At 71.5% G+C, this 20,289-nt stretch carries 20 protein-coding genes; all 20 read right to left on the reverse strand.

Annotation, left to right across the window (positions count from 1 at the left end):
* On the reverse strand, positions 1 to 972 hold the full coding sequence (locus VET29_RS24320) for an alpha-ketoacid dehydrogenase subunit beta (RefSeq protein WP_324924372.1): 972 nt from the start codon (positions 970 to 972) through the stop codon (positions 1 to 3).
* Entirely contained in the window at positions 972 to 1,961 is a 990-nt protein-coding gene (locus tag VET29_RS24325) for a thiamine pyrophosphate-dependent dehydrogenase E1 component subunit alpha (protein WP_324924374.1), read from the reverse strand. Before VET29_RS24325 ends, VET29_RS24320 begins: the two co-directional genes overlap by 1 nt.
* A complete protein-coding gene (locus VET29_RS24330; RefSeq protein ID WP_324924376.1) occupies positions 1,958 to 3,364 on the reverse strand; it encodes a hypothetical protein in 1,407 nt (468 codons plus the stop codon). Before VET29_RS24330 ends, VET29_RS24325 begins: the two co-directional genes overlap by 4 nt.
* Positions 3,354 to 4,598, reverse strand: coding sequence for an MFS transporter (locus tag VET29_RS24335; protein ID WP_324924377.1), 1,245 nt, complete (start codon positions 4,596 to 4,598; stop codon positions 3,354 to 3,356). The genes VET29_RS24330 and VET29_RS24335 overlap by 11 nt, the downstream gene beginning before the upstream one ends.
* A gap of 201 nt (positions 4,599 to 4,799) precedes the next feature.
* The gene (locus VET29_RS24340; protein WP_324924379.1) at positions 4,800 to 5,600 is read right to left on the reverse strand and encodes a hypothetical protein; all 801 of its coding nucleotides are present in this window, start codon (positions 5,598 to 5,600) and stop codon (positions 4,800 to 4,802) included.
* The gene (locus VET29_RS24345; RefSeq protein ID WP_324924381.1) at positions 5,600 to 6,826 is read right to left on the reverse strand and encodes a 3-oxoacyl-[acyl-carrier-protein] synthase III C-terminal domain-containing protein; all 1,227 of its coding nucleotides are present in this window, start codon (positions 6,824 to 6,826) and stop codon (positions 5,600 to 5,602) included. Before VET29_RS24345 ends, VET29_RS24340 begins: the two co-directional genes overlap by 1 nt.
* A complete protein-coding gene (locus VET29_RS24350; protein WP_324924383.1) occupies positions 6,823 to 8,040 on the reverse strand; it encodes a cytochrome P450 in 1,218 nt (405 codons plus the stop codon). The genes VET29_RS24345 and VET29_RS24350 overlap by 4 nt, the downstream gene beginning before the upstream one ends.
* Positions 8,037 to 9,074, reverse strand: a complete 1,038-nt coding sequence (locus tag VET29_RS24355) for a methyltransferase (RefSeq protein WP_324924384.1) — start codon at positions 9,072 to 9,074, stop codon at positions 8,037 to 8,039. Before VET29_RS24355 ends, VET29_RS24350 begins: the two co-directional genes overlap by 4 nt.
* The gene (locus VET29_RS24360; protein WP_324924386.1) at positions 9,071 to 9,868 is read right to left on the reverse strand and encodes a DUF3050 domain-containing protein; all 798 of its coding nucleotides are present in this window, start codon (positions 9,866 to 9,868) and stop codon (positions 9,071 to 9,073) included. The genes VET29_RS24355 and VET29_RS24360 overlap by 4 nt, the downstream gene beginning before the upstream one ends.
* A 12-nt stretch (positions 9,869 to 9,880) precedes the next feature.
* Positions 9,881 to 10,789 carry a phytanoyl-CoA dioxygenase family protein gene (locus VET29_RS24365; protein ID WP_324924388.1) on the reverse strand — a complete coding sequence of 303 codons (909 nt, stop codon included), beginning with the start codon at positions 10,787 to 10,789 and terminating at the stop codon, positions 9,881 to 9,883.
* An 11-nt stretch (positions 10,790 to 10,800) separates the two neighbouring features.
* Positions 10,801 to 11,865: a 4-hydroxyphenylpyruvate dioxygenase gene (hppD, locus tag VET29_RS24370; protein WP_324924390.1), complete on the reverse strand. Its 1,065-nt coding sequence runs from the start codon at positions 11,863 to 11,865 to the stop codon at positions 10,801 to 10,803.
* Positions 11,866 to 11,899: 34 nt separating this feature from the next.
* Complete coding sequence (locus VET29_RS24375) at positions 11,900 to 13,147, reverse strand: beta-ketoacyl-[acyl-carrier-protein] synthase family protein (RefSeq protein WP_324924391.1); 1,248 nt, start codon at positions 13,145 to 13,147, stop codon at positions 11,900 to 11,902.
* Positions 13,144 to 14,751 carry a class I adenylate-forming enzyme family protein gene (locus VET29_RS24380; RefSeq protein ID WP_324924393.1) on the reverse strand — a complete coding sequence of 536 codons (1,608 nt, stop codon included), beginning with the start codon at positions 14,749 to 14,751 and terminating at the stop codon, positions 13,144 to 13,146. The genes VET29_RS24375 and VET29_RS24380 overlap by 4 nt, the downstream gene beginning before the upstream one ends.
* Positions 14,748 to 15,272, reverse strand: coding sequence for a hypothetical protein (locus VET29_RS24385; protein WP_324924395.1), 525 nt, complete (start codon positions 15,270 to 15,272; stop codon positions 14,748 to 14,750). The genes VET29_RS24380 and VET29_RS24385 overlap by 4 nt, the downstream gene beginning before the upstream one ends.
* The gene (locus tag VET29_RS24390) at positions 15,269 to 16,351 is read right to left on the reverse strand and encodes a beta-ketoacyl synthase N-terminal-like domain-containing protein (protein WP_324924397.1); all 1,083 of its coding nucleotides are present in this window, start codon (positions 16,349 to 16,351) and stop codon (positions 15,269 to 15,271) included. The genes VET29_RS24385 and VET29_RS24390 overlap by 4 nt, the downstream gene beginning before the upstream one ends.
* On the reverse strand, positions 16,344 to 16,571 hold the full coding sequence (locus VET29_RS24395) for a hypothetical protein (protein WP_324924399.1): 228 nt from the start codon (positions 16,569 to 16,571) through the stop codon (positions 16,344 to 16,346). The genes VET29_RS24390 and VET29_RS24395 overlap by 8 nt, the downstream gene beginning before the upstream one ends.
* A gap of 14 nt (positions 16,572 to 16,585) precedes the next feature.
* Positions 16,586 to 16,861, reverse strand: a complete 276-nt coding sequence (locus VET29_RS24400) for an acyl carrier protein (RefSeq protein ID WP_324924401.1) — start codon at positions 16,859 to 16,861, stop codon at positions 16,586 to 16,588.
* A 56-nt stretch (positions 16,862 to 16,917) separates the two neighbouring features.
* Positions 16,918 to 18,180: a class I adenylate-forming enzyme family protein gene (locus tag VET29_RS24405; RefSeq protein WP_324924403.1), complete on the reverse strand. Its 1,263-nt coding sequence runs from the start codon at positions 18,178 to 18,180 to the stop codon at positions 16,918 to 16,920.
* A 958-nt stretch (positions 18,181 to 19,138) separates the two neighbouring features.
* The gene (locus tag VET29_RS24410; RefSeq protein WP_324924405.1) at positions 19,139 to 19,411 is read right to left on the reverse strand and encodes a DUF6295 family protein; all 273 of its coding nucleotides are present in this window, start codon (positions 19,409 to 19,411) and stop codon (positions 19,139 to 19,141) included.
* 9 nt (positions 19,412 to 19,420) lie between these two features.
* Positions 19,421 to 20,161 (reverse strand): dienelactone hydrolase family protein, encoded by a 741-nt coding sequence (locus VET29_RS24415; RefSeq protein ID WP_324924407.1) that lies wholly within the window; start codon positions 20,159 to 20,161, stop codon positions 19,421 to 19,423.
* Positions 20,162 to 20,289: the final 128 nt, after the last annotated feature.

Below are 20,289 nucleotides of genomic sequence, written 5' to 3' on the forward strand. Positions count from 1 at the left end.
CTACCTTTCCTTCACCGTGAGTGCGACCGCGGCCGCGAGCTGTGCCCTGCTCGGCTGGGTCGCGCGGTCGAGCTCGATGGAGAACGGCAGGACCGCGCCGTCCGGACGGGTGACCCGCACCGGTGGCGCGGCGAGCCGCACCCGTTCGGCCATCGTCGCGATCACCTCGGCCGCGATCCCGCACGTGCGGTTGGCGTCGTCGACCACCACGAGCCGGCCGGTCCTGCGTACCGACTCGGTGAGCCCGTCCCAGTCGAACGGGTAGAGCGTCCTCGGGTCGAACACCTCGACCGACACGCTGCCCGCGAGGTCGTCGGCGACCGCGATGGCGTCGTGCACGAGGTGGCCGACGGCGACGACCGTGACGTCGGCGCCGTGCCGGTGGATCCGGCCGGAGCCCAACGGCACGGGTGCGAGCGTCGCGAGGTCCACGTCCTCCCGGACGCCGAGCGCGGCGGCCGGGGCGAACACCACGACCGGGTCGGGGTCCTCGACGGACGATCTGAGCAGGCCGTAGGCGTCGGTGGGCGTGGCCGGCACGACGGTCTTCACACCGACGTGGGCGAACAGGCTGTAGGGGTGGTCGGAGTGCTGCCCGGCCCAGCCGGTGCGGGACCCGGACCCCGGGACCACGTACGTCACCGGGACCTGGCACTGCCCACCGGTCATCAGCGAGAACTTGTGCGCGTGGTTGACGATCTGCTCGAAGGACAGGAACAGCAGCGCCGGGATCTGGAACTCGATCACCGGCCGCATGCCGGCCATCGCCGCGCCGGTGGCGAAGCTCGTGAAACCCTGCTCGGACAACGGGGTGTCGAGGACGCGGTCCGGCCCGAACCGCCTGGCGAGCCCGACTGTCACGTTCGACGCGGCGACGCGGACGTCCTCGCCGAGCACGAACACCGTGTCGTCGGCGGTCATCGCGTCGAACAGGGCCCGGTTGAGCGCCTTCTGGTAGGACAGCCACGGCATCAGACATCACTCCCCGGTCGCGGGGTCAGGCCGCTGGCGTACAGGTGGTCCAGCGCGGTGAGCGGGTCGGGGAACGGGCTGCCCAGCGCGAACGCGACCGCCTCGTCGAGCACGGCCTCCACCTCACTGTCCACTTCGGACCGGGTGGTCCCGTCGAGCCGGGCACCCTGGATGTCGACCGGGTCGCGGGTGCGGAGGTCCGCTTCGTCGGTCCGGTAACGCAGGCGGACCTTGTGCTCGAAGGTGTGATGGGCGTCGAACCGGCGGGTGCGGCACTCGAGGAAGGTCGGCCCCTCGCCCGCGCGGGCACGCGCCACGGCGTCCCGGGTCGCGGCGAGGACCGCCGCCGGGTCCTGTCCGTCCACCGTGGCCGCCGGGATGCCGAACGCCTCGGCCCGGCCGGTGATGCTGCCGGCGACCGCGTCCTCGACCCGCATGGTGGTGGCGTAGCCGTTGTTCTCGCAGACGAACACGACCGGCACGCGCCAGAGCGCGGCGAGGTTGAACGACTCCAGCAGCATGCCCTCGTTGACCGCGCCGTCACCGAAGAAGGTCGCGGCGACCACCGGCGCACCGAGCCGTCGCCGTGCCCACGCCGCGCCGGTCGCGATGGCGCCGGAGGCGCCGACGATGGCGTTGGCGCCGAGGATCCCGACACCGAAGTCCGCGGCGTGCATGGACCCGCCGCGGCCCTGGTTGAGCCCGGTGACGCGGCCGGTCAGCTCGGCCATCATGCGGGCCGGGTCCGCGCCCTTCGCGAGCACGTGGCCGTGACCGCGGTGCGTGCCGGTGACGAGGTCGTCCGGGCCGAGCGCGGCACAGACACCCGCGGCGACGGCCTCCTGTCCGATGTAGGGGTGGATGCCGCCGACGATGTCGCCGGAGCGCACCAGCTCGACGGCCCGCTCCTCGAACCGCCGGACCAGCCGGACCGTCCGGTACAGGCCCACCGCGGTGCCCACAGTCGAGTCCACAGTGGAGTCCGTCATCGAACCGCCTCCACCGGGACGTCCGTGCTGATCCCGGTGGGTGTGTCCGGTTCGAGCGCCGCCTGTACGGCCGCCTCCTCGACCGCCCGGGCGAGGGCCGCCATGTCGTCGCGGCTCAGGTACCGGGTGTCGGCCGACAGGACCAGCTCGACGGCACCGGGCGGGTCGTCGACGCACAGGTGGATCTTCGTGCGCGGGATGCCGACCTCCGGCCGCCACGACAGCTCGCTGTCGGCGAGCGCGGCGCGGATCTCCTGGGCGGACGGGGCCGGCACACCGGCGTGCACGCGATCTCCCTGCCTGCGGTCGTTGTAGTAGCAGGACAGGTCGAACCGCTCGCCCCGCTCGCTCTCCACGCGCTCGATGACCTCGTCCTGCTCGTAGGCGTTGTAGTAGGCGTTCTTGTACGCGTTCAGCGCTCTGCCCGCGGCCCGGACGACCGCCTCGCCGACGGTGCGGCCGGCGAGGTCGAGCAGGAACGGCGTGACCTTGATCAGCGCGCTCACCGAGCCGGCGTAGCCGGGACGGAACCTGTTGCTCACCAACATGAGCGTCAGCATCGGGTGGGCGCCGGTGACGCGCGCGGCGCCGACGAGGAACGCGGTGAGCAGTGCCGGCGAGTCGTCGATCCGCTCCCGTGCGGCGACCGCGTGGATGGCCAGGCTGAGCGCGCGGGACCGGTAGCGCACCAGCTCGTAGTGCGGCTCGCCGGGGTACCGCGGCGGCCCGAACACGTCGGCAGGCGCGGTCCGGAGCACCTTCTCCAGGTACCGCAGCGACCGTTCGTTCTGCTTGCGGCCGGCCGGGGTCGCCTCCCACGCCGCCTGCGCGAGTGGCGGCAGCCCGGTGACCGGGCCCGCGGGCGCACCCGTCGACGGGTCCCGGGCGCCGATGTCGGCCACCAGCGCGCTGAACCCGAACGCGTCGATCGAGGTGTGCAGGATGACGGTGACCACGTGGGTGACCACGCCGGCGGCCACGACCACGCCCAGGCGTACGGGCCACTCGGTCTCGTAGGCGAACGGGACGACCTGCCAGTGCGTCGAGAGCGACTCGGCGACCTCGGCGGGGTCGTCGCCGGCGGCGGACACGACGAGGAGCGGGATCTCGCCGCGGGCGGCCACCTTCTGGCGTGGCGGCCGGCCGTCCTGCCGCGGCACCAGTGTGGTGCGCAGCGACTGGTGCCGGCCCACCATGAAGGCGAGCATGTCCACGACGTCGTCGACGGTCGTGCCGGGTGGGGGCTCGGCGACGTAGTCGACGGTCCTGGACAGGTCCGGCCGCATCGACTGCCAGAGGCCGAGCTGTCCGAACGTCAGCTCGGCCTCGCCGGCGCCCTCGCCGTCGAACGGGACCAGGATCCGGTCCACCAGCTCGCCTGTGGGGATGTCGTCAGGTCGCATTCGGCACCATCTCGGCCTCCGGGTGTTCTTTTTCCAGCTGCCGCGCGGCCGCGGCGACGGCGGGCCCGACGAGCAGGCCCGTCACGGCGAAGACGGCCGCGAGCGCGAGCCAGCCGAACCCGCCCCGGTCGACGACCCCGACGGTGATCAGCGCCGGGCCGACCATGAGCGCGGCGGCGGAGCCGAGCCAGAAGACGGACAGGTACTCGCCCTGCCGGTCGCGGGGCGCGAGCGCGTAGGACACGGACAGCCGGCCGGCGAAGTGCCACAGCTCGCCGAAGGTCAGCAGCACCGTCGCGACGACCACCGCGACCACCGCGCCTGCGGGGTTCATCAGGCCGGACAGGGCCAGCACGGCTGTGGCGGCCGCGAAAGCCAGCGCCGCCCACCGCAGTGCCCGGACCCCGCCCTCCCGGGTGTCGGAGCCGCGGCTGAGCCGGACCTGCAGCAGTACCACCAGCACGGTGTTGAGCACCATCAGCGGCCCGACGACCGCGGTGGGCGCGTCGGTCCGCGTCGCGATCCACAGCGGGATGCCCAGGGTCAGCACGGTCGTGTTCAGCACCAGCACGGCGTTGAGGCCGGTGACGACCAGGTACCGGCCCTGGCGCAGCGACCTCGGCCAGCCGCGGGCGGTCCTGCGGTCCGGCGGGTCGTCGGCGAGCAGCGGCACCCTGGCCAGCAGGACCGCGGCGAGCAGGAAGGTGGCGGCGTTGCCGAGGACGATCACCAGGAACGCCGGGCGGGTACCGACGACGAGGATCACGGTGGTGAGCACGCCGCCGACGGAGAACCCGATGTTGTAGACGACGCGCATCACGGACATCACGCGTACGCGCAGGTCCTTGCCGATGTGCCGGTCGACGTACATCTGGCTGACGGGGTCGATGGCCCTGGTCGGGATGCCGACGACGCAGGACACGACGAGGAAGCCGACGAAGTCGTCGACGAACGCGAACGCGGCGAACCCGGCGGCGCGCCAGTAGTGCAGCAGGATCGACGCCGCCCGCGGACCGATCCGGTCCGCCAGCATGCCGATGGGGGTCATCGCGACCAGCCCGCAGGCGTTCGCGACGGTCAGCCCGACACCGACCTCCGTGGCGGAGAGGCCGGCGCTGCGGGTGAAGAACACCGCGAAGCCCGCGATGTACAGGCCGGTGCCGATCGCGTCGACGAGGCCGACGAACACCAGCAGCCGGCTCTCCTTCGGCACGTCAAGGCCGGGTAGGCGCATCGGCGACCCCTCTCCTGCGCGCGCCGGCCGACCGGCGCATCATGGTGTGGTGTGCGGGGACGGTTGACGCGTCCCCGCACACCTAGTGCGCGATCACCCTCAGGGCTTGTCCGCCACCGGCTTGTCCGCCAGACGGTCGTCCATCGGCTTGTCCGCCAACGGCTTGTCCTCCAACGGCTTGTCCTCGATCCGCATGTGCATTCACCCCCTCTCCGCTAGCACCATCTGTCCGATATGGACACTCAAGGGGCACGCGGCCACGCACAGGTAGCCGAGTGCCGGGTCATAGTCCGCGAACACCGGCAGCCGGCCGGGTTCGACGTCGGCGAGGCGGGCCCACAGCCCGGTGTAGGGCAGGCCGGGCACGGCCCGCAGCCCGTCCAGCCCACCGTCCATGCCGGACCCGAGCACGAGCGTCACCGCCTCGTGCGCGCCGGAGAGCTCGGCGATGTCCGCGGCGAGCACGGCGGCGACGGCCTCGGGCGGCAGTGCCGCGTGGGTCCGGACCTCCACGGGCGCGGGACCGCGCTCGAACAGCAGCGCGACCGCCGCGTGCCGGTCCGGCACGGGTGCCGGCGCGATGAGCGGGTAGGGCACGGTCGCCTGCTCGGCGACGACGAGCAGCGCCCGCTCGCACGGGTGGTCGGCGATCAGCCGCAGCGCGGTGAACGCGGCGGCCGGGCCCTGGTCGCAGATCGCGAACGCGAGCGGCCGGCCGGGGCAGCGGGACGCCAGGTGCAACGCGATGTTGCGGCCCGGCTGCACGTCGGGCACGCCGTAGGCGAACACGAGCAGGTCGACGGGCTCGTCCGGCGAGGTGACCGCCTCGATCGGCGCCAGCTCCGCGTAGGACTGGCCGGTGCCGACCAGCTCCCCGCGCAACGCCAGGCCGTGGGTGGCCGCGAGGTCGGCGAGGTAGGGCTGCAACGCCAGGTGCGTGGCGAGCTCGGAGTCGGTGCCGGTGACGCGGTGCGACACGCGCCGGAGTGTCAGGCCGGTCATCACGCGCCGTCCGCGTGGGCGACCACGAAGTCGGCGAGCGAACCGAGCGAGGCGAGGTCGTCGCGGTCGATCTCCTCGACGTCGACCTGGAGGTCCAGCTCGTCCTCGAGGGTCAGCAGCAGCTCCAGGGTCCTGGAGGAGCTGAGGCCGAGCTCGTCCATCAGCCTGGTCTTCTCGGACAGGTCCGGGAGATCCCGGCCGAGCAACCGTCCCAACAGGACGGTGAGGGTGTCGGCGACCCGGGTGCGTAGTTCGGTTGTCGCCATGTGTCCGCTCCCGTGCTGTTCGAAGACGCCGCGCTCGAAGACCATCGCCGAGAAGACGGCGCCGAATCCCGCGCCGGCGGTCAGGTACACCTCGCCGGGGGCGAGGCGGCCGAGCGCGACGGCCGACGCGTGGTTGATGAAGGTGTCCGCCGACGGCGTGTGGCCGGCGAGCGGCACGTTGTCGAGCAGCACCTTGTCGACCGGCAGCCCGATCCGCCGGCACACCCGTCGCCACGACACCACGTTGACGTTGTGCGGCAGCACGAGCGTGAGGTCCTCGACGGACAGGTCGGCCTGCTTGACGGCGGTGAGGACCACGTCGCCGAGCAGTTCGGTGTACTCCTGGGCGAACCGTTCCATCGCGCCGAGCCCGTCGGTGCCCCAGTGGTCGAGGTCGCCGCGCTGGTCGGCCACATAGGACAGCAGCCTGTCGCCGGGACCGTCCGCGGCGACCAGGCAGGCGCCGGCGCCCTCGCCGAACACGCGGTGGTCGGGGGCGAGCCGCTCGTCCTGCGTGAACACCTGCTCCCCCGCCACGACCAGCGCCAGCGCGCCCCGGTCGCGGCCGACGAGCCGCCCGGCGAGGTCGATGGCGAGCAGCGCGGACGCGCACGCGTGGTGCGTGACCGCGAACGCCGTCGCGTTGTCGAGGCCGAGCCGTGCCTTCAGCTCGTGCACCGGGTTGACCGGGTAGGGCGCCACGACCGGCACACCGCGCGCGTGGAGGACGTAGCGGACGAGGTGTTCGCGGCCCCGCAGGGTCGGGAGTGCTCGCGTGGCCGCTTCGAGCAGGTCGACCAGTGACTCGCCCGGCCGCTGCCGGCGGACCTCGCCGAGCCCGTTGAACCGCCGGAGCACGCGGACCTGGGTCGGGGTGAGACCCAGGGAGGGCCCCAAATCCTCGACCGTCACGCGGCGCTCGGGCAGGTAGGCGGCGACGTCGGCCAGGGTCGTGGTCATGAGACGGTCACCGGGAGGGACTCGTAGCCGCGCAGCATCAGCGTGGTGCGCTCGCCGGGGTCGCCCGCCAGCGCGAGGTCCGGGAAGCGGCGCAGGAGCCGGGGCAGCGCGATGCGGCCCTCCAGCTTGGAGAGCACGGCGCCGAGGCAGTAGTGGATGCCAGCGCCGAAGGACAGGGGCTGGCCCTCGTCGCGGGCGGGGTCGAAGCTGTCGGGGTCGGTGAACCGGTGCGGGTCGCGGTTGGCGGCGCCGAGCAGGACGAGCACGCGGCTGTCCCGCGGGATCTTCGTGCCGGCGATCTCGGTGTCGTCCGCGGCCCAGCGGATGGAGAAGTGCGTGGGCGGCTCGTACCGGAGCACCTCCTGGACGAAGCCTTCCGCCCGTAGGGGGTCGGCGAGGACCCGCGCCTTCTCGGCCGGGTCGTCGAGGAGGATCCGGACGCCGTTGCCGATGAGGTGGGTGGTGGTGACGAAGCCGCCGTTGTACATGGTGAGCAGGTTGGCGACCAGCTCGTCGTCGTGCAGGTCGCCGGCGGCGGCGAGCGCGCTGACGAGGTCGTCGCGGGGTTGCTCGCGGCGCTTGGCGACCAGCTCGGCGAAGTAGCCGGTGAGCTCCTCGGCGGCGAGGTCGGCGGCCTGCTGGTACCGCCAGACGCCCGCGCCGAGGTCGAGGATGGCGCCGAACGCGCGGACCCGTGCGGGGAACCAGCCGCGGTCCTCCTCCGGCACGCCGAGCAGCTCGCCGACGACGTCGCTGGGGACCGGGAGGGCGTACTCCGCGAGCAGGTCGACCGGGGCGCCGCCCGCGCCTCGCTCGGCGAGCCGGTCGAGCAGGCGGTCGGCGATCCGCTCGACGGCCGGTTCGAGCGCGGCGACGCGGCGGGCGCTGAAGGCCTGGCTGAACAGGCGGCGGACGCGGGCGTGGTCCGGGCCCTCGGTGAAGAAGATGGAGTTGACGAGCACACGCAGCGCGGGGTGGGCCCGCCACCGGGTGCTGCCGCGGCGGTCGGGGTAGTCGCCGGTCATGACGTGCAGGGCCGGGTCGCGGAGTGCCTCGTGGACGGCGTCGTAGCCGTGGACGACGACGTCGAACTTCTCGGCGGGGTCGGTCAGCACGCACACCGGCCCCTGGCGGTGCAGCTCGGCGTAGAACGGGTTCGGGTCGCGCCGTCCCTGTCTGGAGAGCAACGCGCCGAGCGACACCTGGGTGATCACGTCGCCACCGCCACGAGGGCGCTGTCCGCGTTGGGGCCGGTGCCCCGGTGCACGGTCTCGAGCACGAAGCCGGCCTCGGCCAGCAGCCCTCGGTAGTGGTCCTCGGTCCGGTCGTGGCCCTCCAGCAGGACCAGCATGAGCAGGTCGACCATCCCGGACGCCGCGTCCGGGTCGCTGTCCTCCTCGGGCACCAGCTGCTCGAACACGATCAGCCGTGCGCCCGGCGCCATCGCCGCGCGCACCTGCCGCAGGATCGCCAGGGCCTTCTCGTCGGCCCAGTTGTGCAGCACCCGGGCCAGGACGTAGGCGTCCCCACCGGCGGGCACCGTCTCGAAGAAGCTGCCCTCGACGATCTCCACCCGGCCGCCGAGGCCCGCCTCGGCGAGCTTCTTGCCGGCCTGGCGCACGGCTTCCGGCAGCTCGAGGAGCACGCCACGCATCGCCGGATGCGTGCTCAGCACCTCGGTGAGCAGCCCGCCGCTGCCGCCCCCGACGTCCACGAGCGTGCCGACGCCCGCGAGGTCGCAGGCGCCGAGCGTCGCCGGCAGCTGGTTCGCGTTCATCGCCTCGGCGAAGGTGGCGGCGACGCCGTGTTCGGTGTTGAGATAGTCGTAGAACGCCTCGCCGTAGATCTGGTCGAAGGCGGGTGTTCCGGTCCGCATGGTGTGCAGGATGTCCGCGAAGGACCGGAACACCTCCTCGCCGTCGAGGACGGCCATCTGCCGCAGCGAGTGCGGCACGTCCGAGCGGAGGTACTCGGTGACCGACGTGAGCGCGTAGGTCCGCGGCGCGGTCCTGCGGAACAGTCCGATCGACGCCATGCCCCGCAGCAGCCGCGCGAGCGCGTCGGGGTTCGCCCCGCACCGCTCCGCGAGCTCGTCCACCGAGCACGGCCCGTCGGCCAGCAGGTCCGGCACGCCGAGCTTCGCCACGGCGTAGCAGCACTGCGCGACCCAGCTGCTCGACAGGATGCCGAGCAGCTTGCGCCGCGCGAACCCGCCGGCCACCGTCGTCTCCGCCACGGACGTCGTCATCCGTGCGAGCGGTTCTTGATGGCGGTGAGGATGTCGTCCCACAGCGCGGCGCGGGCGGCGAGGGCGGTGTTGACCGTCTCGGCGCAGTCCTGCCACTTCTGCTCGTCGTCGCCGCACAGGTCGGTGACCATCTGCATCGCCATCGGGGTGTGCTGCTCGCCGTCGACCTCGATGTGGCGTTCCAGGTAGTCGATGAACACGTCGAGCTTGCCGCTGCGCTCGTTGACGGCGACGACCTGGGTGAACATGTCCGGGATCAGGTCCTCCCGGCCGAACGCGAACGCCGCGGCCTGGCTGTGCACCGGCAGCTTCTCGATGATGTCCCAGGTGGTGCCGGCGAACCGCACCGACGCCGCCGGCACGTTCGCCGCCACGAGCGCGTCCTTCACCTTGGCGCCGTCACGCAGCAGGTCGATGAGCTTGTCGATGGCCGAGGTGTCGGCGCCCGCGGCACGCATGCCGTTGACGTAGAGCTCGAAGTGGCTGATGAAGCCGTCGCCGAGCTCGTCGGACTCCTCGACCATCACGATGTCGTTGATGAGCCGCCTGCTGCCGGTCGGGCCCGTCGGGATCCACGGCACGGTGACGCAGGTGAGGTTGCGCTGCAACGACTTCAGCAGCGACATGAAGTCCCACACGGCGAAGACGTGGTGCTCCATGAACGTGACGATGGCCTCGTGGGTGTCCAGGTTGGCGTACAGCGGATGCTGGACGACCTGGTTCCTGGCCTCGGTGACGGCCTTCTCGAGGCGTTCGATTCCGGGGTGCGTCTGACCCCAGTCATATCTGGACAATTATTGCGCTCCTCAGTCGCGCCACAGAATTGGGCAGTAATCCGGATCCGAATAGTCCGGGCGACCGTCCGAAGTTTTTCGGACGAGGCTGTCATGATTGTAGAACGCGAGACTACCGTCGGACAACGGGAACTGGCGAAACTCGTTCGCGCCGTCCTGCAAATGCAGCGAGACCGCGCGCCGGGGCCGCGCGCTCACGTTGGCACCGCTGCCGTGGTAGGTCTTGCAGTGATGGAAGCTCATGTGCCCCTTGGGAATCACCATAGGGACCTTGCGCACCCCGACGCCGTTGTGCGCGGCGTTCTCGGTGAGCATCTGCTCCAGCTGCGAGCGGTCCCGTTCGGCGAAATGGCGGGTCGTGCTGTCGTCGGCACCGACCTCGGCCCACCGGTGACTGCCGTCCACCATGGTGATCGTACCCATTTCCTCGGAGCAGTCGTGAAACGGGATGAACGCGGTCAGCATGTTCTGCGACGACGAGCTCGCCCAGTAGTGTTTGTCGAAGTGCCACGGCACGATGTTGGACGGCAGGCCCACGATCGGCGGCTTGTAGATGAGCGTCGACTGGAACACCCGGATCTCGTTCGCCCGCGCCAGCCGCGCGGCCACCGCGCCGATGATCGGCTTGAGCAGTAGGCTCGCCAGCGGGTCGCTCTCGTAGTGCACGTAGTCGTTGTGCCGCTGCACGTTGCCCTGATCCGGCGTCCAGTACGCCAGCCGGGGCGGCCGCACCGGGAGCAGGCGCGAGCGCTCGCCAGCGTAGTACTCCTCGCTGGCCGCGACCAGGCCGTCGACCTCCTCGTCGGTGAACAGCTTCTTGGTCAGGTACCAGCCGTGCTCGGCGTAGAACTCGACGTCCTCGTCGGACGGCAGCAGCACACTGTCCTCTTCGGACAGTGTGAACTCCTCGGTCGTGGTCACCGGTCTCCTCCTCAGACGCCCGTCAGCTCGCGGTTCTTGGCCTCGTACAACGCCCTGATGTTGCCGCTGCCGAAGGTGAGCGCGCCCCGGCGCTCGATGATCTCCAGGAACAGGGTCCTGCGGACGTGCATCGACTCGGTGAAGATCTGGAGCAGCTGACCCCAGTGGTCGCGGTCGAGCAGCACGCCGGCCGCGCGCAGCTCCTCCGCCGGCACCGCGAGGTTGGTCACCCGCTCGGCCAGCGCGTTGTAGTAGCTGTCCGGCGTGTTCGCGAACCGCACGCCACGCGCGGTGAGCGCGGCCACCGTGCCGGTGATGCCCTCGGTGCTGAACGCGATGTGCTGCACGCCCGCGCCGCCGTGCCAGGCGAGGAAGTCGTCGATCTGCCCGCGCTGGCGCTTCGTGTCCGGCTCGATCAGCGTGAGCGTGACGAGCTTCGACGGGCTCTGCACGACCTTGGAGTACATGCCCTGCTCGCCGACCTCGATGTACTCCTCGAAGATCTGCGCGAACCCGAACACGTCCTCGTAGTGCCGCACCGTCTCGTCGAGCGTACCGGCCGGCACGCACACCGCGAAGTGGTCGATGATCCGCAACGCCTCGCCGTCGGCCGGGACGTCCACATCGGACATCCGGAACACGCCGGGGAGGAACTCGGTCCGCGGGCCGCTGCGCTGCACCAGGCGGTGGGCGACGTCGGCGAACCCGCCCACCTCCGCGGTGGTCACGGACGCGTCGGCCTCGGTGTACCTGACCGGCGCGGACACCGGCGTCGCGCCGCGGTGCACCAGTTCCTCGTACGCCCCCTCGGCGTCGTCGACCTCCACCGCGATCACCGCGACGCCGTCGCCGTGCCTGCGCAGGAACTCCGCGGCCGGGTGGTCGGCGCTCAGTGGCGAGGTGAGCACCATCCTGATGTCGCCCTGGCTCAGCAGCAGCGACCGCTGTCCCTTGAGCCCGGTCTCGGGGCCGCCCTGTCCCTGGAGGCGGAACCCGAAGGCCGTGCAGTAGTAGAACGCGGCCTGCCGTGCGTCCCCGACGTACAACTCGATGTGGTCTATCCCTGAGAGATTCATGACTATTTCCGCTCCGCAAGCTCCGCTCGGGTGTCTAACCGTTCCGCTTCCTGTCGGTGCTTGCCTTGCTCAGCACCAGACTCACGTTCTGCCCGCCGAAGCCGAAGGAGTTCGACAGCGCGTGCTCGATCTCCCGCTCCAGAGGGGAGGTCCTTATGTGGGCGCCCGGACACGCCGGGTCCACCTCGTCGAGGTTGTAGGTGGGTGGCAGCACACCGTGGGCCACGGCGAGCGCGCTGGCCGCCGCCTCGACCACGCCGGACGTGCCGAGCATGTGGCCGGTCAGCGCCTTGGTGGAGCTGAGCGGCGGGCCGTCCGCGCCGAACACGCCCGCGAGCGCCGCGGTCTCGGCGATGTCACCGAGCTTGGTGGACGTGCCGTGTGCGTTGACGTAGCCGATGTCGCCGGGCGTGAGCCCCGCGCTGGCGAGTGCCCTGCGCATGCACTCGACCGCGCCCGCGCCGTCGGGCCGCGGCGTGGTCGGGTGGTGCGCGTCGGTGGTGGCGCCCCAGCCGGTCACGTCGGCGTACGCCGCGGCACCACGGGCGTTGGCGTGCTCGACGCGTTCCAGCACCAGCATGCCGGCGCCCTCGGCGAGCACGAACCCGTTGCGCCGCGTGTCGAAGGGGCGGCTCGCGGCGGTCGGGTCCGCCCAGCGCCGCGCGAGTGCCCGCGCGTTGCCGAACGTGTCCGCGAACGTCGGGAACAGCGGCGCCTCGCTCGCCCCGCACACCACGACGTCCGCGTCGCCGGAGCGGATCAGCCGCAGCCCGTCGGCGATCGACTGCGCGCCGGACGCGCACGCCGTGCCGTGGCTGGAGCTGTAGCCGCGGATCCCGTGGGTGATGGCGATCCTGGCCGCGGGCATGTTCGGCAGGACGCCGGTGAGCAGGTACGGGCTCACCGCGGTCCGGCCGCGGCCGCCGCGGGCGAGCACCTGGGTCTCCAGCATGGCCATGCCGCCGACGCCGCCGACGATCACGCCGACGCGGTGCGGGTCGACGTCCCGGCCGACCTCGATGCCGGCGTCGGCGAGCGCGTCCGCGGCGGTCAGCAGCGCCAGCACCACGGTCTTGTCGACCACCGTGGCGGCCGGGCCGGGCACCACGGTGCGTGGGTCGACGTTCGGCACGAAGCCGCCCACGTCCACGGACGCCGCGGCCGGATGTCCTTCCGGCGGCAGGGAGAGGCCGGACTTGCCGACGCACAGGGCGTGGAAGACCTCCGCCGCTCCCCTGCCGACCGGCGTCAGCAGCCCGATGCCCGTGACGGCCGCGGTCATGCCGGTTCCTTGCTCAGATGTTGCTGCCGCAGCAGGAACTTGCGTACCTTGCCGGTCACCGTGAGCGGGATGTCCTCCTGCCGCACGGCGACCACGCGGTCGAGCGTGGCGCCGACCCGCTCGCCGAGCGCGGCGCGGACGGTCTCGGTGCGGTCGGTGTCCGGGTCGGCGTCGGATGTCAGCTCCAGCAGCACGTCGGTGACGATCCGCCCGTCCTCGGGCACGATCACGACCGTGCAGTCGAGGACGTCCGCGCAGGCCGCGAGAACCCGCTCCTCGGACAGCGCCGTGTAGAAGCCGTCGCCGACGAGCGCGTCCGGGTCGCGGTCCACGTGGTAGAAGTTCCCGTCCTCGTCGCGGTACACGAGGTCGCCGGTGAGGAACCAGCCGGCGAGGCGTGACCGGAACGTGGTGACCGAGTCGTTCCAGTAGCCGGGCGAGAGCGTCGGCGACCGGAACCCGAGCCTGCCGACGATGCCCGGGGGCTGCGCTTCGCCGTCCTCGTCGAGGACCGCGACCTCGGCGAACTTGTAGGGCCGGCCGATCCGGCGCCCGTAGTGGTCGCTGTCGGGGGTGTGGGTGACGTGGAAACCGTTGTGCCCCATCTCCGACGAGCCGAGCCCGTCGACGAAGTGCGAGCCGGTGATGCGGACGCGCCCCTCGCGGGTGACGGTCTCGCGTGAGCCGACCGCGACCAGTCGCCGGATGTGGGCCTCGTGCGCGCAGTCGCCGGTGTTGAACCACATCCGCACCGATCCCACGTCCCGGGTGGACAGGTCGAACCGCGCGAGATCCGCCCAGGTGACGGCGAACCCGTACACCGCCTCCGGTCGCCAGCGTTCGATCGCGGCCAGCACGGTCGGACCGTCCTGTTGGGACAGACAGAGCATCTTGCCGCGGTTGCAGAGGATCTGGCTGACCATGAGCACGGTCGCGGTGTGCGGGATGGGCAGTGCGTTGAGCACGCGGTTGGTGCCCTGCGCCTGTGGCATCGACAGCAGGTGGCGCTGTGAGGCGAAGAGGGTGCGATGCAGGTGCAGCACGGCCTTCGGCACGCCGGTGGTGCCGGAGGTGTGGGTGATGACGACCGGGTCGTCCTGGTGGTGGCGGTAGTGCGGCGGCGCGGCGGCCGGGTCGCCCGACGCGAGCTCGGCCGGCTGGCCGAGAAGCTCCGTGCCGAGGTCGTGGCCGGCCAGCAGCGCGGTGTGCGCGGCGTCGGCCAGCACGCCCCTGGCCCGCAGCCTGCGGATGAACTCGGCGGCGATGTCCGGGGTCATCTTTCCGTTCATCAGCGCGGGAATCGCGCCGATGCGGGTCAGGGCGAGGAAGCTCAGGACCGTGTCCGCCGCGGCGGTCGCCCACACGGCCACCGGGTCGCGCCGGCGGATGCCGCGGGCGTGCAGCCAGGCGGCGCGGGCGTCGACCATGGTGTCCAGCTCGCCGAGGGTGAGCTCGTACTCGGCGGGGTGGCCGTCGACCTCGGTGTCGAAGATCAGCCCGGGACCGGCGGGGTCCGCGCCGTGCGCGAGCACCCTGCTCAGCACGTTGCCCGCGCCGATGTCCGGGTCGGCGGCCAGCACGGCGCGCAGGCCCCTTGCGTTCATGGTGAGTCTCCTTTGGTGACCAGCAGGGCGTGCGCGGAGTCCCCCGCGCCGGTCTGCTCCACGAGGACGACGAGAACCTCGTCGGCGTCGCCGTCGTCGACCAGCAGCCGAGCCTGGGCCAGTCCGTCGGCTTTCGGGTCTCCTGTCGGGCACAGGCAGACCACGGGGCCGCGCAGGCCCCAGCGGGCGGCCACGTGCCCGGCGACACTGTTGGGCACGGCCTGGAAGAACAGCAGCGGACCGAGCCGGAGGCCGCCGTCGACGAGGTGCGCGACGTGCTCGGCCATCCCCGCGTCGCCGCTGCCGCTCACGAGGACGATCGCCGTCCTCGTGAGCGCCGGCGGGTTCCCGTGCCGGGTCGCGAGACACCGTTCGGCGGCGGCCGCGGCCAGTGGGCTGAACGAGGACACCACGAACCCCGGCAGCGGCGGTGGCACCGTCCCCGGTGGCATGACCGCCTCGGCGAGGGTCCGCACGTCGCCCCCTGGTGCTGTTGGTCTCGTTCCGTGGACGACGCTCATGAGACCGCCTTCACGAGCAGGGCCGTGTCGGCGCCGCCGAACGCGGCGTTGACGGTCAGCGCGTAGGGGCTGGTGGCCGGCCGGGGTGCGTCGAGGATCAGGTCCAGGTCGCAGTCCGGGTCGGCGCCCAGGTGTCCGTGGTTGACCGGCAGCTTGCCGGCCCGCACGGCGAGGACGGTGACGACCAGCTCGAGCAGGCCCGATCCCTCGAGTCCGTGCCCGTGCACGGACTTCGTCGAGCTGACCGGCACCCGGTGGCCGTCGAGGGCACCGCGCAGCGCCGCGGCCTCGGCCGAGTCGCCGTCGGCGCCGCTCGCGTTGGCGTTGACGTAACCCAGCTCGTCCGGGCCGATCCCGGCGCGGCGCAACGCGTCGCCGACCGCCCGCGCCAGGCCCCGCCCGTTCGGGTCGGGCCGGACGACGTGGTGGGCGTCGCCGGCGCGGCCCCAGCCGACGACCTCCGCCGCCACCTCCCGTGTGCCAACGGGTTCGAGCACGACGGCCGACACGGCGTCACCCAGCAGCAGCCCGCTCCGGCCGGCGCTGAACGGCCGGGCGGCCCCGTCGGTGGCGAGTGCCCGGCCGGCGTCGAAGAGGGCGAACTGGTCGGGTTCCACGAGATAGCCGGCCGCCACCACGACCCGGCCGGAACGTCCCGCGCGGATCGCGGCGGCGGCGTCCGCGACGGCGGTGCTGCCGGAGACGCACGCGCAGGTGTAGATCCTCGCCACCCCGGCGAGTCCGGCCCTGGCGGCCAGGTTCGCGGCAAACCCGGCCGTGGTCGCGGCCGCCGACCGGCCGGCGTCGGGGTGACCGTGGATTCCCAGCAGCAGTGGGGTATTGGCACGTTCCAACGCACTGAGTCCCGTGCACGCGCCGGCGATCACGCCGGACAGCTCGTCGGCCAGGGTGCCCGCGTCGGCGAGGGTCGCCGCGGTCGCCACCCTGCGCGCGCTCACGTCGAACCGGCGTACCGGACCGAAGGCGGGAGCGTCGGCGAGCTGTGCCTGCGCTCCTCTCCCGAGTGCGCTGACCACTGCCAGGCCGGTGATCCCGGCACGTAACGGGGGTTCAGTCATGTGCGGCCGCCCCGATGGTCTCGCACAGCACCTCGACCGCACCGTCCACTGTGCTCATCCGGGCGTACTGCCCGTCGTTCAGATCGATCTCCACGCCGTAGCGTTGTTCCACCTGGTGCATGAGCCATGCGAGCTGCATCGAGTCGATCCGGTCGCCGATCTCGCCGGCCGCCCGGTCCCCGAGGCTCGCGAGCATGGACACGACGTCTTCCCTTGCCACAGCGGGTTTCTCAATCATCCAGCCTGTCCCGCACCGGCCACGTTCACGACCCGGTCCGCCACTGTCCTGGCGAACTCCCCGACGGTCATCAGTGCGAGCTCCTCGGATTCCTCCTCGCCGAACCGCACGTCGAACTTGTCCTCCACGCGCACGGCCAACTCGGCCATGGCCAACGACTCCAGGTCGACACCCGCCGGGCCCAACGTGCTGTCGTCGTCGATACCCTCGATGTCGTAGTTCATCTCCTGGAGGGTCTCCAGCACGAACTCACGGACCTCAGCAGCATCCATCTCTCACCTTCCACTGTCACTTGGTACTCGTCGCAAACCACTGTTGCGTAAGGGCTTCATTGGACTGTGTCGCGGAGCACAGTCCGATCGCGGACCAGTTTGCCGGTCGTGGTACGCGGCAGCGCGGTCAGGAAGTGCATGGTCCTCGGCCGCTTGTAGCCCGCGACGCGCTCGGCGAGCGAGGCCTCCACGGACTCCCCCGTGGCGTCACCGGTCAGCTGCACGAAGGCGGTGATCTCCTTGTCATACAACACAACCGCGGCCGCGACGCCGGGTAGCTCGGTGAGGGTGTGCTCCACCTCGGTGAGGTCCACCTTGAGGCCGCCGACCGACACCTGCGAGTCGAGCCTGCCGAGCACGGTGACGAGGCCTGTGTCCGGGTCGACCCGGCCGGCGTCCTTCGTGTGCAGCCAGCCGTCCGCCCACCTGGCCGGGTCGGACAGTCCGACGTACGGTGACTCCGCGCGGCGGATCAGTAGCTCTCCGGCCACCTCGCGGACCTCGATGCCCGGCGCGGGGGCCACCGCGGGCCGGTGTTCGCCGAACAGGTCGGTCGCGATGACACCGAGTTCGGTCATGCCCCACATGTTTCCCAGCGGCACGCCGTACTTCTGGTCGAAGGCCGAGGAGACGGCGGTGGGCACGAGCTCGCCGCCGGTGGTCATCCGTTTCAGCTGCGGGAGCTTCGGCGGGTCGGCGACGGAGTTGAGCAGTCCGATATGGAAGGGGACGCCGAGCACGGTGGCGGGCGCGCTGCCCGCGGCGACCGCCTCGAGGATGCTGTCGCCGGTGAGCCGCCGCGGCGGCACCAGCTCGACGCCCGCGTGCAGCCCGTACAGGAGCCCGCCGACCAGACCGAGGACGTGGACCATGGAGGGCAGCAGGATGATCCGCTCGCCGCTCAGTGGCACCCCGTCGATCCGGGTGTACCGCTCGACCTCGGCGACGAGGTCGGCGGCCGTTCGACCGATCACCTTGGACGGTCCGGTCGAACCGGAGCTGAGCTGAAGGACGGCATGCGAGGTGGCCGCGGGTCTGCCCTTCCGGGCGGTGACCGTCTCGGTGACGTCGTGGAAGACGTTGAGGGGACTGCCCTTTGTGCTGCCGGTGGCGACCAGCACCTGCACGCCGAGCCGTTCGAGTGCGGCGTCGACCTCGTAGGAGGTGAGCCGGTGGTCGAGCAGGACGGCCTGGGCGCCGATACGCCAGACGGCGAGCAGGTTGGCGACGTAGGCGAGCGACGGCGGGAGGTTCAGGGCCGCGCAGCCGCCCGGCCGCAGTCCGGCGGCGACCAGCGTCTCCTGCTTCTCCCCGACCATGCGGCGTAGTGCGGATCGGGCAATCGGGCCAGTCGACAGGTGTAAACAGACGTCATTGTCCGCACCCGTCAGCAATACCTCGTCGACCCATTCCGATACGCCGGTCTGCCGCGGTTCAGTGGCCGTAATCGCGGTCACCTCCCAACCAGAAATGTGCAGCGCAAATTCCCCCTGAGGGGACTCAGCGCCGGGTCGCCGTCGGGCGACTTTCGTCGACGGCGATGGCGACTGTACTTCAGATCCCCCGGGGTGAGAAGGCGAAAAGTAAACGATGCTTAACGTGATTGTCCGGTTACCCACGGTCTGACCAGCTACCCGTCACATCGTTGATCATGCCTTTGACCTGCTGTCCTGCCCCTTTGGTGGCACGATCTGACGCGCCGACACACCCGTTTGGCCTACCGTTCGCTAATGATTTCGGCGGCAGCGCCACGCACGTGGGCCGATTTTCTTCGAATACCTCCTCCTACCCAACGGCATGGGGCGGAACGGAGTATCAACCGGTAGTCAACTGTACGAAACACCGTCCAATCCGGCGTATTCCAGTGACTTTTAGTCCCGGTGCGCACGGGAAATCTCACCGGCAGTGATCACCACCGGCGGTTGAGTCCACAGGGGACAATTACGAGTTCTTCCCGTCCGCACACGTCTGACGCGTTACCGGTGCCGGCGCGAGACGTTCGTGTTATCGCAGATCTCGGGCGGTCTGTGACGCCCGGGCGGCGAGCGCATCGGCGACCGGGGCGCGCCGTCACGACGCGGCCACACAGGGTGTCGGACCACCCGCCGCCGTGGCGTGCGGGGCACGGCGTCATGACGCGCCAGGCCTTCACGAGCCGCCACAACGGTGTCGCGGTGTTCGCGCATCGGGGCCGCGGCGGTGTCGTCGTCACGACGTTCGACGACCCCCCGGCGAGGTCGTCCGGGGGGTCGTCGAGGCTCGTGGTGGCCGGGGCTGCTACTGGGTGGCCGACGCCAGCCCGGGTGGCGCCGCGGCGAGGGCCGCGTTGATGGCCGCCGCCAGCGCGCGGGCGGCCTCCTCGGTGAGCTCGACCGCGACCCGGGCCGCCGGGCCCGCGGCCGGGTTGGTGAAGTCGATGTTCACGGTGTGCGCGTACTGCGCGTGCACCGGGTGGTCGACGTACACCTGCGCGTTCGTGAGCCCGAACCAGCCGGTGGCGCCCTTGCCGCTGCCGTCGATCTCGATCCGCTCGGTCTGGTAGGTGCACATGGCTGCTCCTCAGTTCAGTGTGCGGCCGAAGAAGTCCCAGATCTTCTGCCAGCCGTCCGTCGCGGCCTCGGGCCGGTAGCTGGGCCGGTCGACGGCGAAGAACGCGTGGCCGGCGTTGTCGTAGCTGTGGAACTCGTGGGGCTTGCCGAGCCGGGTCAGCTCGTCGTCGAGCCTGGCCACCTGCTCCGGGCCCGGGTACCTGTCCTCCTTGCCGAACAGGCCGAGCAGCGGGCACGACAGCCCCGGCGCGAGGTGCAGGATCGGCTGCATGGCCTTCGGCATGCCCTCCGGGGCGTTCTCGACGATGAACGCGCCGTAGCAGTCCACCGCCGCGTCCAGCCGCAGCGAGCAAGCGGCCAGGTACGCGTGCCGGCCGCCCGAGCAGTGCCCGATCACGCCGACCTTGCCGTTCGCGCCGTCGAGGGACCTGAGGTGGGTCGCGGCGCCGTCGACGTCACCGACGAGCCGCTCGTCCGGCACGCCGCCGCTGGCCCGCACGAACGCCGCCGCGTCGTCCGGGCTCGCGCCCGGAGCCTCCCGCGCGTACAGGTTCGGGCAGATGGCCGCGTAGCCGTGGACCGCGAACGTGCGGACCATCTCCTTGGTGGCCGCGTCGTAGCCGGGCATGTGGTGGATCACGACCACGCCGCCCCGTGGGCCGCCGTCCAGCGGCCGGGCCAGGTATGCCTCGATCTCGTCCCCGCCGTGCCCGGCCATCGTGACCGTCTCCGCCCTGATCGCGTCACTCATCCCGAAGGTCGCCTCCCGTGTCGATCGCCAGCCGGCCTCACACTATGCCCGCGCCACGCCGTTCGCGGGGGGTGGTCCGCCCTCGCCGGCTTCGCTAGGTTCGGGAGCGCTCCCGACGAAGGGAAAGT

This window comes from Actinophytocola sp. (assembly GCF_035634895.1).
Taxonomy (GTDB): domain Bacteria; phylum Actinomycetota; class Actinomycetes; order Mycobacteriales; family Pseudonocardiaceae; genus Actinophytocola.

Coding starts and splice junctions, on each gene's coding strand:
- VET29_RS24320 (WP_324924372.1), bottom strand. CDS start 972: ATGCCGTGGCTGTCCTACCAGAAGGCGCTCAACCGGGCCCTGTTCGAC.
- VET29_RS24325 (WP_324924374.1), bottom strand. CDS start 1,961: ATGACGGACTCCACTGTGGACTCGACTGTGGGCACCGCGGTGGGCCTG.
- VET29_RS24330 (WP_324924376.1), bottom strand. CDS start 3,364: ATGCGACCTGACGACATCCCCACAGGCGAGCTGGTGGACCGGATCCTG.
- VET29_RS24335 (WP_324924377.1), bottom strand. CDS start 4,598: ATGCGCCTACCCGGCCTTGACGTGCCGAAGGAGAGCCGGCTGCTGGTG.
- VET29_RS24340 (WP_324924379.1), bottom strand. CDS start 5,600: ATGACCGGCCTGACACTCCGGCGCGTGTCGCACCGCGTCACCGGCACC.
- VET29_RS24345 (WP_324924381.1), bottom strand. CDS start 6,826: ATGACCACGACCCTGGCCGACGTCGCCGCCTACCTGCCCGAGCGCCGC.
- VET29_RS24355 (WP_324924384.1), bottom strand. CDS start 9,074: ATGACGACGTCCGTGGCGGAGACGACGGTGGCCGGCGGGTTCGCGCGG.
- hppD (WP_324924390.1), bottom strand. CDS start 11,865: ATGAATCTCTCAGGGATAGACCACATCGAGTTGTACGTCGGGGACGCA.
- VET29_RS24375 (WP_324924391.1), bottom strand. CDS start 13,147: ATGACCGCGGCCGTCACGGGCATCGGGCTGCTGACGCCGGTCGGCAGG.
- VET29_RS24380 (WP_324924393.1), bottom strand. CDS start 14,751: ATGAACGCAAGGGGCCTGCGCGCCGTGCTGGCCGCCGACCCGGACATC.
- VET29_RS24385 (WP_324924395.1), bottom strand. CDS start 15,272: ATGAGCGTCGTCCACGGAACGAGACCAACAGCACCAGGGGGCGACGTG.
- VET29_RS24390 (WP_324924397.1), bottom strand. CDS start 16,351: ATGACTGAACCCCCGTTACGTGCCGGGATCACCGGCCTGGCAGTGGTC.
- VET29_RS24400 (WP_324924401.1), bottom strand. CDS start 16,861: ATGGATGCTGCTGAGGTCCGTGAGTTCGTGCTGGAGACCCTCCAGGAG.
- VET29_RS24405 (WP_324924403.1), bottom strand. CDS start 18,180: ATGGTCGGGGAGAAGCAGGAGACGCTGGTCGCCGCCGGACTGCGGCCG.
- VET29_RS24410 (WP_324924405.1), bottom strand. CDS start 19,411: ATGTGCACCTACCAGACCGAGCGGATCGAGATCGACGGCAGCGGCAAG.
- VET29_RS24415 (WP_324924407.1), bottom strand. CDS start 20,161: ATGAGTGACGCGATCAGGGCGGAGACGGTCACGATGGCCGGGCACGGC.